This is a genomic window from Aeromonas sp. DNRA1 (assembly GCF_963888745.1).
Taxonomy (GTDB): domain Bacteria; phylum Pseudomonadota; class Gammaproteobacteria; order Enterobacterales; family Aeromonadaceae; genus Aeromonas; species Aeromonas hydrophila.
In genome coordinates this window covers 383,768-396,074 of the sequence record NZ_CAWPKQ010000002.1, presented here as the reverse complement: position 1 = coordinate 396,074, position 12,307 = coordinate 383,768, and the positions used below count along the sequence as shown (strand labels likewise).

The following is a 12,307-nucleotide window of genomic DNA, read 5'->3' as shown; positions in this document are numbered from 1 at the left end:
TTGCCAGCCACCCGACAGAAGCGCCACAATGGCGCTTCTGTCGTTATTGACGAGTGATCCGGATGAAAATGGAATCGACCCCTGCCCCGCTGAACAAGGTTGCCCGCATCGAGGCGATCCTCGCCCTGATCCCGGCCGGTCGCGTGGTGAGTTACGGCCAGGTGGCGGATCTGGCGGGGCTGCCCGGTCGGGCCAGGCTGGTGGGCAAGGTGCTGCGGGAGACCGACAAGGTGCTGCCCTGGCACCGGGTACTGGGTGCGACGGGCACCATTTCACTGCCCAAGGGGTCGGCAGGCTTTGACAGACAGGCGGGATTGCTGCAGGAAGAGGGGGTGCCCGTGATTGGCGGGCGAGTCAGGATGCGGGAGTGGCAGTGGCAGCCCGACCTCGCCGAGCTGCTGTTTCTCCTGCCCTTTTGACGATGGCGGCCCGCCTCACCGGGTGATGGGGGCCAGGATCTCGTCGCTGCGCACCTGCACCGGGATGGTTTCGTACTCCCGCTGCAGCAGCACCAGCAGACTCTGCTTGTCTACTTCCAGCACATAGGCGGTTCCTTCCCGGGTCAGACAGGTCATTCCCGGCCGGATCTCGTTAATCTCCATCACAACCTCCGTGTCCAGCGCTGCCATCCTTGCAGCGGTTTCAGTATACCGCCATCCGAAAACAAAAAGGCCCCTGCAAGGGGCCTCTTTCATCAGAGTGTGAACTGCGCGCAATCACGCCTTCTTCGACTTGGCCAGGCTCTCCTGCCACTTGCCGTTGTCGTAGTGCGCCGTCCAGCCGGTCGCCTTGCCGTTGACCTCGGTCATCACGTACTGCTCCTTGGTCTTGCGACTGAAGCGCACGATGGCGGCGTTTCCGTCAGGATCTGACGCCGGGGCATCGGCCAGATACTGGTGCTTGGGCGACAGACGCTCCTTGAAGCGCTTGAGCTCTTCCACCAGCGGCGCACGGGTCTCGCGGGATTTCGGGAAGTTGCTGGCGGCCAGGAACAGGCCGGCCGCCCCGTCACGCAGCACGAAGTGGGCGTCTGACTGGGTGCACTTGAGCTCCGGCAGCGGTACCGGGTCTTCCTTCGGCGGCGCGATATCACCGTTTTTCAGGATCTTGCGGGTGTTCTTGCAGAGGTCGTTGGTGCACCCCATGTACTTGCCAAAGCGGCCGTTCTTGAGCTGCATCTCGGATCCGCAGCGGTCACACTCGATGCTCGGCCCTTCGTAACCCTTGAGCTTGAACTGACCGTTTTCGATGTCGTAGCCATCGCAATCCGGGTTGCGACCACAGACGTGCAGCTTGCGGCTGTCGTCGATGATGTAGGCATCCATGGCGGTGCCACAAATGGTGCAACGGTGCTTGGCACGCAGCGCCTCGGTTTCGGCCTCTTCACCATCGGTGGCGGAGACGAACTCGTCGGCGGAGACCAGGTTGATGGTCTTCTTGCAGCGCTCTTTGGGCGGCAAGGCGTAGCCGGAACAGCCGAGGAACACCCCGGTGGTGGCGGTACGGATGCCCATCTTGCGGCCGCAATCCGGGCAGTCGATGTCGGTCAGCACCATCTGGTTGGCACGCATGCCCCCCTCTTCCGGCGCCTTGTCCGCTTTCTCCAGCTCCTGGGTAAACTCGGCGTAGAAGGCATCCAGCACCTTCTTCCACTCCAGGCTCCCTTCGGCGATGCCATCGAGTTTGTCTTCCATCTTGGCGGTGAACTCGTAGTTCATCAGCTCGACGAAGTTTTCCACCAGCCGGTCGGTAACGATCTCACCCATCTTCTCGGCGAAGAAACGGCGGCTCTCGACCCGCACATAACCACGGTCGACGATGGTGGAGATGATGGAGGCGTAAGTAGATGGACGGCCGATGCCGCGCTTCTCCAGCTCGCGTACCAGCGCCGCTTCGGTAAAACGTGCAGGCGGCTTGGTGAAGTGCTGGCGCGGATCCAGCTTGACGAGTTTGAGGATCTCGCCGACGGTCACCGCCGGCAGCTGGCTGTCTTCGCCCTTGCGGCCCATGGGCGGCAGCGCCTTGGTCCAACCGGCGAAGCGCAGGGTACGGCCGCGCGCCTTGAGCTCGAACTCGCCCGCCTTGACGGTCAGGGTGGAGGAGTCGTACTGGGCCGGCGTCATCTGACAGGCGACAAACTGACGCCAGATGAGGTCATAGAGCCGCATGGCGTCCGGCTCCATCCCTTCCAGCATCTCGGCGGTCACCAGCACGCTGGAGGGGCGGATCGCCTCGTGGGCCTCCTGGGCATTGGCCTTGGCGCCGTACAGGTTCGGCTCGCTCGGCAGGTAGGCAGCGCCATACTGCTCGCCGATGTATTCCCGCACCGCCTCGACCGCCTCTTTGCTGAGGTTGGTGGAGTCGGTACGCATATAGGTGATGTAACCCGCTTCATAGAGACGCTGGGCCATCATCATGGTCTTCTTGACCCCGAAGCTCAGCCGGGTCGAGGCCGCCTGCTGCAGGGTAGAAGTGATGAAGGGGGCGGACGGCTTGGAGCCGGTCGGCTTGTCTTCCCGGTTCACCACCTTGTAGTCGACCCCTTCCAGGGCGGCCACGGCGGCGAAGGTCTCTGCCTGGGTCACCGGCTTGAAGTCGGCGCCGTTGCGGCTGACCACTTCCATGCGCAGATCGCTCTTGTCGGCGGTCAGCAGATCGGCGTTGAGATCCCAGAACTCGACCGGCACGAACGCCTTGATCTCGCGCTCTTTATCGACGATAAGACGCACCGCAACGGACTGTACCCGACCGGCAGAAAGGCCGCGGGCCAGCTTCTTCCAGAGCAGGGGGGAGACCATGTAACCCACCACGCGGTCGAGGAAACGACGGGCCTGCTGGGCATTGACGCGGTGAATGTTCAGCTCGGACGGCTGGGCAAACGCCTCCTGGATGGCGGTCTTGGTGATCTCGTTGAACACCACGCGCTTGTAGCGGCTGTCGTCGCCGCCGATGATCTCGCGCAGGTGCCAGGCGATCGCCTCTCCCTCTCTATCCAAGTCGGTTGCGAGATAGATGGTGTCAGCCTTCTCGGCCAGACTCTGCAACTCGCTGACCACTTTTTCCTTGCCGGGCAAAATCTGGTAGTTGGCCTGCCAGCCTGCGGTCGGATTGATCCCCATCCGTGAGAACAGGGCATTGCGATCCTTGGCAGCCTTCTCTGCTTCGCTCAGCTTGATGCCGCGAATGACAGGTTTTTTGGGCTCGTTGCTGGCGCTGCCGCTGGTGGGCAGATCGCGCACGTGACCGACGCTGGATTTCACCACGTAGTCCTTGCCCAAATATTTGTTGATGGTCTTGGCCTTGGCCGGAGACTCCACTATGACCAGTGATTTGCCCATGCTGTAACTATTATCCTCATTGCACCCGACGGGGTTGGTGTGCGGTTTTGTGGGGCTGTATAAGAGATTTGACGGGAAAAAGCAATCTTGTGAGCAAATTTGCCCGGCAGCCCGAACCACTTTGTTTCTTTATTTATTAATGCGAAGCCGAGCCGCGGGAAGCAACCGCTTTTTTATTTTTATGCTATATCCACCCTCTTTTTATATTTGAAACGACATAACCAACCGCTCTTGTAACATAACAAACCAGATTCGTTATCAGCTTGTTACAAAAGACAAAATCTCCTTATAATGGCTGCATCCCGCAGCATTGTGCGCGGAAGGAACCGCTACCCATATAAAAATCGAAAGGATGTACTCAATGAAGCACTTCGAGGTCAACTTCGACGGCCTGGTCGGCCCGACTCACAACTATGCCGGTTTGTCCTATGGCAACGTCGCCTCCCAGAACAATGCCAAGGAGGCGTCCAATCCGAAGGAGGCGGCCAAGCAGGGTCTGCGCAAGATGAAGGCACTGACCGAGCTCGGCATGACCCAGGGAGTGCTGGCCCCGCAGGAGCGACCGGATCTCGCCACCCTGCGCCGCCTCGGCTTCACCGGCAATGATGCCAGCGTGCTGGCCCAGGCCGCCAAACAGGCCCCCGCCGTGCTGGCCGCCTGCTATTCGGCCTCCAGCATGTGGACCGCCAACGCCGCCACCGTCTCCCCGAGTGCCGATACCCAGGATGGGCGCATCCACTTCACCCCCGCCAACCTGACCAACAAGTTTCATCGCTCCCTCGAACCCGAGGTGACCGGCCGCATCCTGCGCGCCGTGTTCAACAACGACCGCCACTTCTATCACCATCAGCACCTGCCGGAGAACGACCACTTCGGTGACGAAGGGGCCGCCAACCACACCCGGCTGTGCCGCGCCTATGGCGAATCCGGGGTCGAGCTGTTCGTCTATGGCCGCAGTGCATTCGACGTCTCCCAGCCCGCCCCCAAACGCTACCCGGCCCGCCAGACGCTGGAAGCGAGCCAGGCCATCGCCCGCCTGCACGGCCTAGGGGACGAGAGCGCAGTCTTCATCCAGCAGAACCCGGACGTCATCGATCAGGGGGTGTTCCACAACGACGTGATCGCGGTGGGCAACCAGAACGTGCTGTTCTTCCACCAGCAGGCGTTCCTCAACACCGCCTCGGCGCTGGCCGAGGTGCGCACCAAGTTCGGCGACGGCGAGCTGCACTTTATCGAGGTACCGACTGCCGAGGTGTCGGTGCAGGATGCGGTGAAGTCCTATCTGTTCAACACCCAGATCCTCACCCTGCCGTCCGGCGAGATGGCGATCATCGCCCCCACCGAATGTCGCGACAACCCGGCGGTGTCCGCCTATCTGGCCAAGCTGGTGACCCTGGGGACCCCGATCAAGGGGGTGCACTACATGGACGTGAAACAGAGCATGCGCAACGGCGGCGGCCCCGCCTGCCTGCGGCTGCGGGTGGCGATGAACGACACCGAGCTGGCCGCCGTCAACCCGGCCTGTCTCATCACCGACAGCCAGTTTGCCCGCCTCGATGGTTGGGTCGATCGCCACTACCGCGACAGCCTGGCACTGGACGACCTGCGGGATCCGGCGCTGGTCATGGAATCCCGCACCGCGCTGGACGAGCTGACCCAGATCCTCAAACTCGGCTCCGTCTACCCGTTCCAGCGCTGAGACGCGCCATCGGCCTGCAGCGCAGACGCCATCAAAAAAGCCGGGCAAGTGCCCGGCTTTTTTTATTGGGTTTTACGTTGCTCTGGCTCAGCGCCACGGTCCCTGCTGCCACAATCGACCAAGACCGGACTCCAGCGCCACGGCGGCCTGCTGACCGAGCTTCTGGGTCAGACTTTTTGGCTTGCTGTAGCGAATGCCGACCACCTTGTGCTGGCTGGCCTGGGCCAGCAGATAGTCATCGCTGGTGCAGAGGCTGTCCACCAGCCCGAGCTGCTTGGCCTGGCTCGCCAGCCAGTGCTCGCCGGTGGTGACGCTGTCGATGTCGAGGTTGGGTCTGTGCTCGGCCACGAATGCCTTGAACCGCTCGTGGATGGCGCTCAGCTCCTCGCGAAACTTCTCGCGCCCCTGATCGTCGTTCTCGCCGAACATGGTGATGGTGCGCTTGTACTGGCCGGCGGTGTGCATCTCGAACTCGATGTCGTGCTTTTTGAGCAGCTTGTTGAAGTTCGGCAGTTGGGCGATCACCCCGATGGAGCCGACGATGGCAAACGGCGCCGCCAGGATCTGATCGGCCACGCAGGCCATCATGTAGCCGCCGCTCGCCGCCACCTTGTCGATGGCCACGGTCAGCTTGATGTCACGCTCCCTCAGCCGCTGCAACTGGGAAGCAGCCAGGCCGTAGCCGTGCACCACGCCGCCACCGGATTCGAGCCGCAGCAGTACTTCGTCGCCCGGCTGGGCCACCCCTATCACGGCGCTCACCTCTTCACGCAGGGAGGCCACTTCCTTGGCATCCATGCTGCCGTGAAAATCGATGACGAACAACCGGCTGCGCGCATCTTCGCTCTTGGCCCGAGCCTTGTGCTCAGCCTTGCGCGCCTTCTCCAGCTGCTTGCGCTCCGCCTTGCCGGCCAGCGCGGCCTGCAACTGGTGACGTCCCTGCTCCAGCTCGCTGGAGAGATCGGTCACCACCAGCTCCCCCTTGCGGGATTTGGGCTGACGGCTGCTCACCACCATCAGGATGACGGCGCCGATGGCGAGCAGTAGGGTGAGGGTCTTGGCCAGGAACAGGCCGTATTCGGTCAAAAATGCCACTTGATGCTCCACTGGTGTGCCCCGGGGGGACGATTTTTTCACATTCTAGGGAGTTTGCCCGGTGTGCGCAAAAACTCTGCGTCAACCCGTCAAAAATGCCAATCGACAATCACAACCCCTCTGATTTATTCACATTTTTGCCATCTCATACTGGTCAAACGCCGTGCGGGATCAGTACACTTGCCCCTCTATTTGCCGCGCGCATCTGCCACGAATTGTTAACAGGAGTTGTCATGTTCAACTATCAGGCCCCCCGGGATCTGCTCAAGGACAAGGTCATTCTGGTCACGGGTGCCGGTGACGGCATCGGCCGCGAAGCGGCGCTCACCTATGCGGCCCACGGCGCCACCGTGATCCTGCTCGGCCGCACCAGCGCCAAGCTGGAGGCGGTCTACGACCAGATCGAGGCCGCTGGCCATCCGCTGCCCGCCATCGTGCCGGTGGATCTGAAGGGGGCGACCAAGAGCCACTACCTTGGCATGGCCGAGACCTTCGCCCAGCAGTTCGGCCGCCTCGACGGCGTGCTGTTCAACGCCGGCCTGCTCGGCACCCTGTCACCGTTCGAGCACATCCAGGAGCAGGAGTGGGACGAGGTGATGCAGGTCAACGTCAAATCCGAATTCCTGCTGACCCAGGCGCTGCTGCCGCTCATCCGCCAGACCGCCAAGGAGCAGGGCGATGCCTCCATCGTCTACACCTCCTCCAGCGTGGGCCGCAAGGGCCGCGCCTACTGGGGCACCTATGCCATCTCCAAGTTCGCCATCGAAGGCATGATGGAAGTGCTGGCGGACGAGCTGGAAAATACCGGTGTGCGGGTCAATACCCTCAACCCGGGCGGCACCCGCACCAAGATGCGGGCCAGCGCCTTCCCGGCCGAAGATCCGATGAACCTCAAGACCCCCGCCGACCTGATGCCGCTTTATCTCTATTTGATGGGCGCGGACAGCCGGGGCAAAACCGGCCAGACCTTTGTGGCCCAGCCCAAATAAATCAACAAAATAACCGCAACCCTGCGCCGCATGGGGTTACATTCAATAGGGTGCCGTCGGCACCCTATTGCAACATCCGCTCCCTTATCAGGTTGAGATATGTTTCGTCCCAAGAGCACGTTTGAGCAATGGCGGATCTTTCAGGCCGTGGTGGACTGTGGCGGCTACGCCCAGGCCGCCGAGGCGCTGAACAAGAGCCAATCCTCTCTCAATCATGCGGTAGCCAAGCTGCAGCAGAGTCTGGGTGTGGCTCTGCTGGAGGTGAGAGGGCGCAAGGCGGTATTGACGCCGGCGGGGGAGATCTTCCTCAAGCGGGCACGTCAGCTCAGCCAGCAGGTGGAAGAGCTGGAGAACCTGGCCAACAACCTGGAGCGGCAGTGGGAGCCGCAGATCAACCTCTATGTGTCGGTGTTGCAGCCGCGTGAGCGACTCTATCGGGCGCTGGCCAACTTCTATCCCCGCAGCCGGGGTTGCCGGGTCAATCTGCACGAGCGCATCCACTGCCACTTCAACGCCCTGCAGGTGGGGGATCTGATGCTCTCCGAACACCTGCCCCACGATCGCACCGGCCTGCCGCTGGACGAGGTGTGCCTGCTGCCGCTCTGTTCGGCCGAGCACCCGCTCGCCACCCAGGGAGGCGCCATCGCCGCCGAGGAGCTGGCCAGCCACAACCAGATCAGCCTGCATCCCCCCATTCACCGCTCGGTGGACTGGAACGACGCGGACGACACCGGCTGGAAGGCAACCCACTATCACGAGGTGATCGCCATGCTCAAGCTCGGCCTCGGCTACGCCTGGTTGCCGCGCCACCTGGTGCAGGAAGAGCTCACAAGCGGTGCCTTGGTACCGCTGGTTCTGGCCAGCGGCAACGAGCGCCACCTCTATACCTATCTGCTGACTCCGTCGGCCGACGCCCTGGGCCCGGCCACCGAGCTGCTGCTGCGCTGCCTGCGCAACGAATACCAGAACGACAACGACCGCTAGGGCGCCTCCCCACCGCCATCAGACATTGAGGCGGGCGCCTCGCTCGCCCCTCACCCTTTCAGCTTCAGACGTTCGGCACCCGCCAGCAGGCGGCCAGCGCCAGCAGCGCCAAGCCCATGGCCACCATGAAGACCCCGTGGAAGCTCCAGATCTCCGCCACAGTCCCGGCGATAGCACCCGCCATGATGGAGCCGGTACGGATGCTGTTGGCGAACAGGGTGGTCGCCACCCCGGCGCGACCTGGCATCAGGTCCTGGAAATAGGACATGCCGATGCCGGCGACGATGCCGATGAAGATGGCGTTGAGCAGTTGCAGCGCAATGAGGGCATGCTGGCTCGACAGGGTCACCAGCCCCACGTAGAAGCCAACCCCGGCCAGCACCGCCAGCAGCATCATGGGGCGCTTACCAAAGCGCTGGGTGTAGTGGCCCGCCAGCAGCATGAAGGGGATCTCGAGGGCCGCCGCCGTGCCCATCAGCACCCCGGCCAGCTTCTCCTCCAGCCCCAGCTCGCGGGTGATGTAGAGCGGCATGTTGATGAGGTACATGCTGTTGCAGGTCCACATCAGGGTGGAGGCGATGAAGAGCGCCCGCACCGACGGATCCCGCCAGCTGCTGACCCGCTCCACCTCGCTGTCCATCACCGGCAGCGGCAGCGAGGGCAGCCAGCGCCACACCACGAAGGCGCAGAGCAGATAGGCCACTGCGGAGGCAAGGTACATCACCTCGAAGCCGTAGCCGATGGCCAGCGCGAAGGCGATGGGTGGCCCTATCACCCAGGCCAGGGAGAACTGGGCCCGCAGCACCGAGCTGAACATGTCGGCCCGCTTGTTGCGGCTGTCGGCGTATTCCCGCGCCAGCGCGAACAGCTGGGGGCTGGCGGTCGCCGCCAGGCTCGCCAGCAACACCCCCAGACTCACCAGCAGCCAGTATTGCCGGTTCCAGGCAAACAGCAGGGAGAGCACCACGCCGGCGAAGCAGCAGCGCAGGATCAGCCGCTTGCGATCCCCCTTGTTGTCGGAGCGATGGCCGAGCCACTGGCTGATGAGGATGCCGATCACCGCGTTGACGGTATAGAAGAGCCCCACCAGGAAGGGGCGCACCTGCACCTCCTCGGCCAGGAACAGGCTCAAGGTAGGCACCTGCAGTGCCACCGCCACCCCGGTCATAAAGGTCACGGCCAGAAAAGAGAGCGAGACAGGATCCGTCCTGTTGCGAGCGGCGGTAAGCAAGCGCATAGAATTACCACTGATTGGAGAGAAGAAAACTGGCCAAAATTCGGCAAGTGCATGAAATGGCGCCGCTTATTTTATGTCATTATCAAGAGCTACCTCAAGGCTTGCGACCCCGTCCCCGACCCCGTACAGTGAAAGCCCACTGGCCAGCATAAGGATTTCACATGTTTGATTTTGACCGGGAAATAGATCGCAGCGGCACCATGAGCCTGAAATGGGACAAGTACAAGGGACAGGACGTGCTGCCCATGTGGGTTGCCGACACTGACTTCGTCTCCCCCCCTGCCGTCATCGAGGCCCTCACGGCGCGGGTCGCCCACGGCATCTTCGGCTACTCGCGCCCCTCTCCCCGGCTGATCGAACTCATCATCGCGCGGCTGGCCAGCCGCTATGGCTGGACCATCCAGCCCGAGTGGATCGTCTTCCTGCCCGGGGTGGTACCCGGTCTCAACCTCGCCTGCAAGGCCTGGAGCCAGCACGGCCGTGGCATCATCACCCCCAAGCCGGTCTACTACCCCTTCCTGCAGGCGCCGGGCTTCAACGACCGGCCGCTGCTCACAGTGCCCATGGTGGAAGAGGCCGGTCGCTGGGTACTGGATATCGAGGAGCTGGAGCGCCAGGCGCCGGCGGCGGATCTACTGCTGCTGTGCAACCCGCACAACCCGGGCGGCACCGTGTTCACCCGCGAGGAGCTGCTGGCCATCGACGCCATCGCCGAGCGCCACAACCTGGTGATCTGCTCCGATGAAATTCACTGCGACCTTTTGCTGGACAAGGACGCCCGCCACATCCCCTACGGCGCCATCAGCCCGGCGGCGGCCGAGCGCTCGGCGGTGATGATGGCTCCGAGCAAGACCTTCAACATCGCCGGGCTCTGCTGCTCCTTCGCGGTGGTGCCCAATGCCCGTCTGCGCCTCAAACTGCAGCAGGCGATGCGCGGCATCAGTGCCGACGTCAACCTGCTGGGCTTCGTGGCGGCAGAGGCGGCCTACGAAGGGGGCGAGCAGTGGCTCAGCGAACAGCTCGACTACCTGGCCGCCAACCTGGCCCTGATCGAGCAGGCGGTCGCCCGCTGGCCCGGCATCAAGCTGGCGCGCCACCAGGCCACCTACCTCGCCTGGATCGACATGAGCGCGCTCGGGCTGGACGACCCCATCGCCTTCTTCGAGCAGGCCGGGGTGGGGCTCTCCCCCGGTGCCCAGTTTGGTGACGGCCAGTTCGTGCGGCTCAACTTCGGCTGCACCCGGGCTCGCCTCGTCGAGGCGCTGGCCCGCATGGAAAAGGCCATTCTGGCGCGCTGATCACGCGCTTTCTCTCCCCATGGCCTCACCATATGGGCAGTGGCGGGGCCGGCAGCAGCCGGCCCCGCAATATATTGAAGTCAGCCAGATCCGTATCCGATCGCAATAGGGTATATTTTCGCAAAATGCCGCCACGTCCCCGCAACCCGGGATGTCGATGGCGCCAAGTACGGTACAGTGCCGCCGCCAGCAGCTGGCGTGGCCGAATGCCAACCGGGATGGGCCAGCCCCATCCCTTTTATCAGCCATTGATCCGGTTCACTATGCCCCAACCAGCCTTGCACCATCTGCCGACTCTGCTTCGCCGCACCCTGCCCTGGCTGGCAGCGGCCCTGGCGCTGCCCCTGCAGGCATCCACGCCTGCCTATCTCACCATCGGTACTGGGCCCCTCAACGGCGTCTACTACCCGACCGGTGGCGCCATTTGCCGGCTGCTCAATGAAGAGACGGCCAGCCATGGCCTGCACTGCTCGGTGCAGAGCACCTCCGGCTCCCTTGCCAACCTGAAGGCCCTACATCAAGGGAAAGTGCAGCTGGCACTGGTGCAGTCCGATGTGGTGCACCATGCCGCCCACAGCACCGGCCCCTTCATGGGCCAGGCGCCAGACGACCAGCTGCGCAGCCTCTATCGGCTTCATCAGGAGTCGCTGACCCTGCTCGCCAGCGCCAACAGCAACATCAACACCCTGGCCGACATCGAGGGCAAGCGGGTCGATCTGGGCAATCCGGGCTCCGGCGAGCACATCACCAGCCAGGCCCTGCTCGATGCCATGGGCTGGCAGGCCAAGAGCTTTGCCCCCGTCATCCCCGCCGCGGCCAACAACCGGCTGGAGGGGCTCTGTGACGGCACCCTGGACGCTGCCTTCGTGGTGGCGGGCCACCCCAATCAGGCCATCGGCGATCTCACCGGCCGCTGCAAGGCGCGCCTCATCCCCATCGAAGGGGAGCAGGTCGACGCACTGCTCAAACAGCATCCCTACTATCAGCGCAGCCGCATCGGCGCCAACCTCTACCCGGGCCAGCCCAGCGGCGTCAACACCTTCGCCGTTACCGCCGAGCTGGTGGCGCTGGCCAGCCTGCCGGAGGGCGAGGTGCGCACCGTACGCGACGTGTTGAGCGGGCGACTCAAGCAGTTCACCCGCCTCCATCCGGCCCTCACCGCCCTCACCCTGGAGGGAATGCAGGCGGAGGCGGAAGTACCGCGCCACGCCGGCATGGCGGATGCCCCGCCTGCCCCCGCCCTGCTGCCCGAAGCCCTGAACCCGGCTCCGGCCACCTCGGAGGCCCTGGCAACCTCAGCGGCGCAGCCCACCGAAGTGGAGCGACCCGCTGGTGAGGACGCGAAACAGCCTGCCGGCGAAACGGGCGCCCCCTCCCCGGAAGGTACGCCCGCCACCTCATCCGGGCAGACCCCTGGTGCCCTGCTGCCGACCCCCTCGGTAGCCACAACTACCGAGCCGAGTGCGAGCACCGTGCTCAAAGGGGCCGCCGTGGAGCAGGACGGCAAGCTGACGGGCACGGCCGCGCCAAGCCCCTCTGCCGTGATGAGCGGAGAACAACCCGCCTCGCCGGCCCCCGCCGAACCGGCATCGACAGCACCGGCCGCACCGAGCGGCGCCTCACCAACCGGGAACGGCGTGCCAGCCAAGTAAGACCGCCAAACAGCC

10 protein-coding genes are annotated in these 12,307 nt (G+C 63.7%); 6 read left to right on the top strand and 4 right to left on the bottom strand.

The annotated features are described in order from the left end of the window. Window positions 1-62: 62 nt before the first annotated feature. Window positions 63-419, top strand: coding sequence for an MGMT family protein (locus AACQ43_RS07870; RefSeq protein WP_168966821.1), 357 nt, complete (start codon window positions 63-65; stop codon window positions 417-419). Window positions 420-434: 15 nt separating this feature from the next. On the opposite strand, the gene AACQ43_RS07865 is transcribed toward AACQ43_RS07870, so the two are convergent. Together AACQ43_RS07865 and topA are read right to left on the bottom strand one after the other, a co-directional pair. Further along, window positions 435-602 carry a hypothetical protein gene (locus AACQ43_RS07865; protein WP_005303277.1) on the bottom strand — a complete coding sequence of 56 codons (168 nt, stop codon included), beginning with the start codon at window positions 600-602 and terminating at the stop codon, window positions 435-437. A gap of 114 nt (window positions 603-716) precedes the next feature. After that, window positions 717-3,338, bottom strand: coding sequence for a type I DNA topoisomerase (gene topA / locus AACQ43_RS07860; protein WP_168966819.1), 2,622 nt, complete (start codon window positions 3,336-3,338; stop codon window positions 717-719). 361 nt (window positions 3,339-3,699) lie between these two features. Here topA and astB point away from each other — a divergent pair, with 361 nt between their 5' ends. Next, on the top strand, window positions 3,700-5,037 hold the full coding sequence (astB, locus tag AACQ43_RS07855) for an N-succinylarginine dihydrolase (protein ID WP_024944132.1): 1,338 nt from the start codon (window positions 3,700-3,702) through the stop codon (window positions 5,035-5,037). A gap of 87 nt (window positions 5,038-5,124) precedes the next feature. Here astB and sohB read toward each other — a convergent pair whose 3' ends face one another. Beyond that, complete coding sequence (sohB, locus tag AACQ43_RS07850; RefSeq protein WP_168966817.1) at window positions 5,125-6,132, bottom strand: protease SohB; 1,008 nt, start codon at window positions 6,130-6,132, stop codon at window positions 5,125-5,127. A 233-nt stretch (window positions 6,133-6,365) separates the two neighbouring features. Between sohB and AACQ43_RS07845 the strand changes: the two genes are divergently transcribed. Together AACQ43_RS07845 and AACQ43_RS07840 are read left to right on the top strand one after the other, a co-directional pair. Further along, window positions 6,366-7,121, top strand: coding sequence for a YciK family oxidoreductase (locus tag AACQ43_RS07845; protein ID WP_016351568.1), 756 nt, complete (start codon window positions 6,366-6,368; stop codon window positions 7,119-7,121). Between the two features lie 99 nt (window positions 7,122-7,220). After that, the gene (locus AACQ43_RS07840; protein ID WP_045527769.1) at window positions 7,221-8,105 is read left to right on the top strand and encodes a LysR family transcriptional regulator; all 885 of its coding nucleotides are present in this window, start codon (window positions 7,221-7,223) and stop codon (window positions 8,103-8,105) included. 64 nt (window positions 8,106-8,169) lie between these two features. Here the strand turns inward: AACQ43_RS07840 and AACQ43_RS07835 are convergent, their stop codons facing one another. Next, a complete protein-coding gene (locus AACQ43_RS07835) occupies window positions 8,170-9,342 on the bottom strand; it encodes an MFS transporter (RefSeq protein WP_005303290.1) in 1,173 nt (390 codons plus the stop codon). A 161-nt stretch (window positions 9,343-9,503) separates the two neighbouring features. On the opposite strand from AACQ43_RS07835, the gene AACQ43_RS07830 reads away from it, so the two are divergent. Both AACQ43_RS07830 and AACQ43_RS07825 read left to right on the top strand, forming a co-directional pair. Then, a complete protein-coding gene (locus AACQ43_RS07830) occupies window positions 9,504-10,640 on the top strand; it encodes a MalY/PatB family protein (RefSeq protein WP_043160051.1) in 1,137 nt (378 codons plus the stop codon). Between the two features lie 263 nt (window positions 10,641-10,903). After that, window positions 10,904-12,292 carry a TAXI family TRAP transporter solute-binding subunit gene (locus AACQ43_RS07825; protein ID WP_168966815.1) on the top strand — a complete coding sequence of 463 codons (1,389 nt, stop codon included), beginning with the start codon at window positions 10,904-10,906 and terminating at the stop codon, window positions 12,290-12,292. The last annotated feature ends 15 nt before the right edge of the window (window positions 12,293-12,307 follow it).

Coding starts and splice junctions, on each gene's coding strand:
- topA (WP_168966819.1), bottom strand. CDS start 3,338: ATGGGCAAATCACTGGTCATAGTGGAGTCTCCGGCCAAGGCCAAGACC.
- AACQ43_RS07870 (WP_168966821.1), top strand. CDS start 63: ATGAAAATGGAATCGACCCCTGCCCCGCTGAACAAGGTTGCCCGCATC.
- AACQ43_RS07830 (WP_043160051.1), top strand. CDS start 9,504: ATGTTTGATTTTGACCGGGAAATAGATCGCAGCGGCACCATGAGCCTG.
- AACQ43_RS07835 (WP_005303290.1), bottom strand. CDS start 9,342: ATGCGCTTGCTTACCGCCGCTCGCAACAGGACGGATCCTGTCTCGCTC.
- AACQ43_RS07865 (WP_005303277.1), bottom strand. CDS start 602: ATGGAGATTAACGAGATCCGGCCGGGAATGACCTGTCTGACCCGGGAA.
- astB (WP_024944132.1), top strand. CDS start 3,700: ATGAAGCACTTCGAGGTCAACTTCGACGGCCTGGTCGGCCCGACTCAC.
- AACQ43_RS07825 (WP_168966815.1), top strand. CDS start 10,904: ATGCCCCAACCAGCCTTGCACCATCTGCCGACTCTGCTTCGCCGCACC.
- AACQ43_RS07840 (WP_045527769.1), top strand. CDS start 7,221: ATGTTTCGTCCCAAGAGCACGTTTGAGCAATGGCGGATCTTTCAGGCC.
- AACQ43_RS07845 (WP_016351568.1), top strand. CDS start 6,366: ATGTTCAACTATCAGGCCCCCCGGGATCTGCTCAAGGACAAGGTCATT.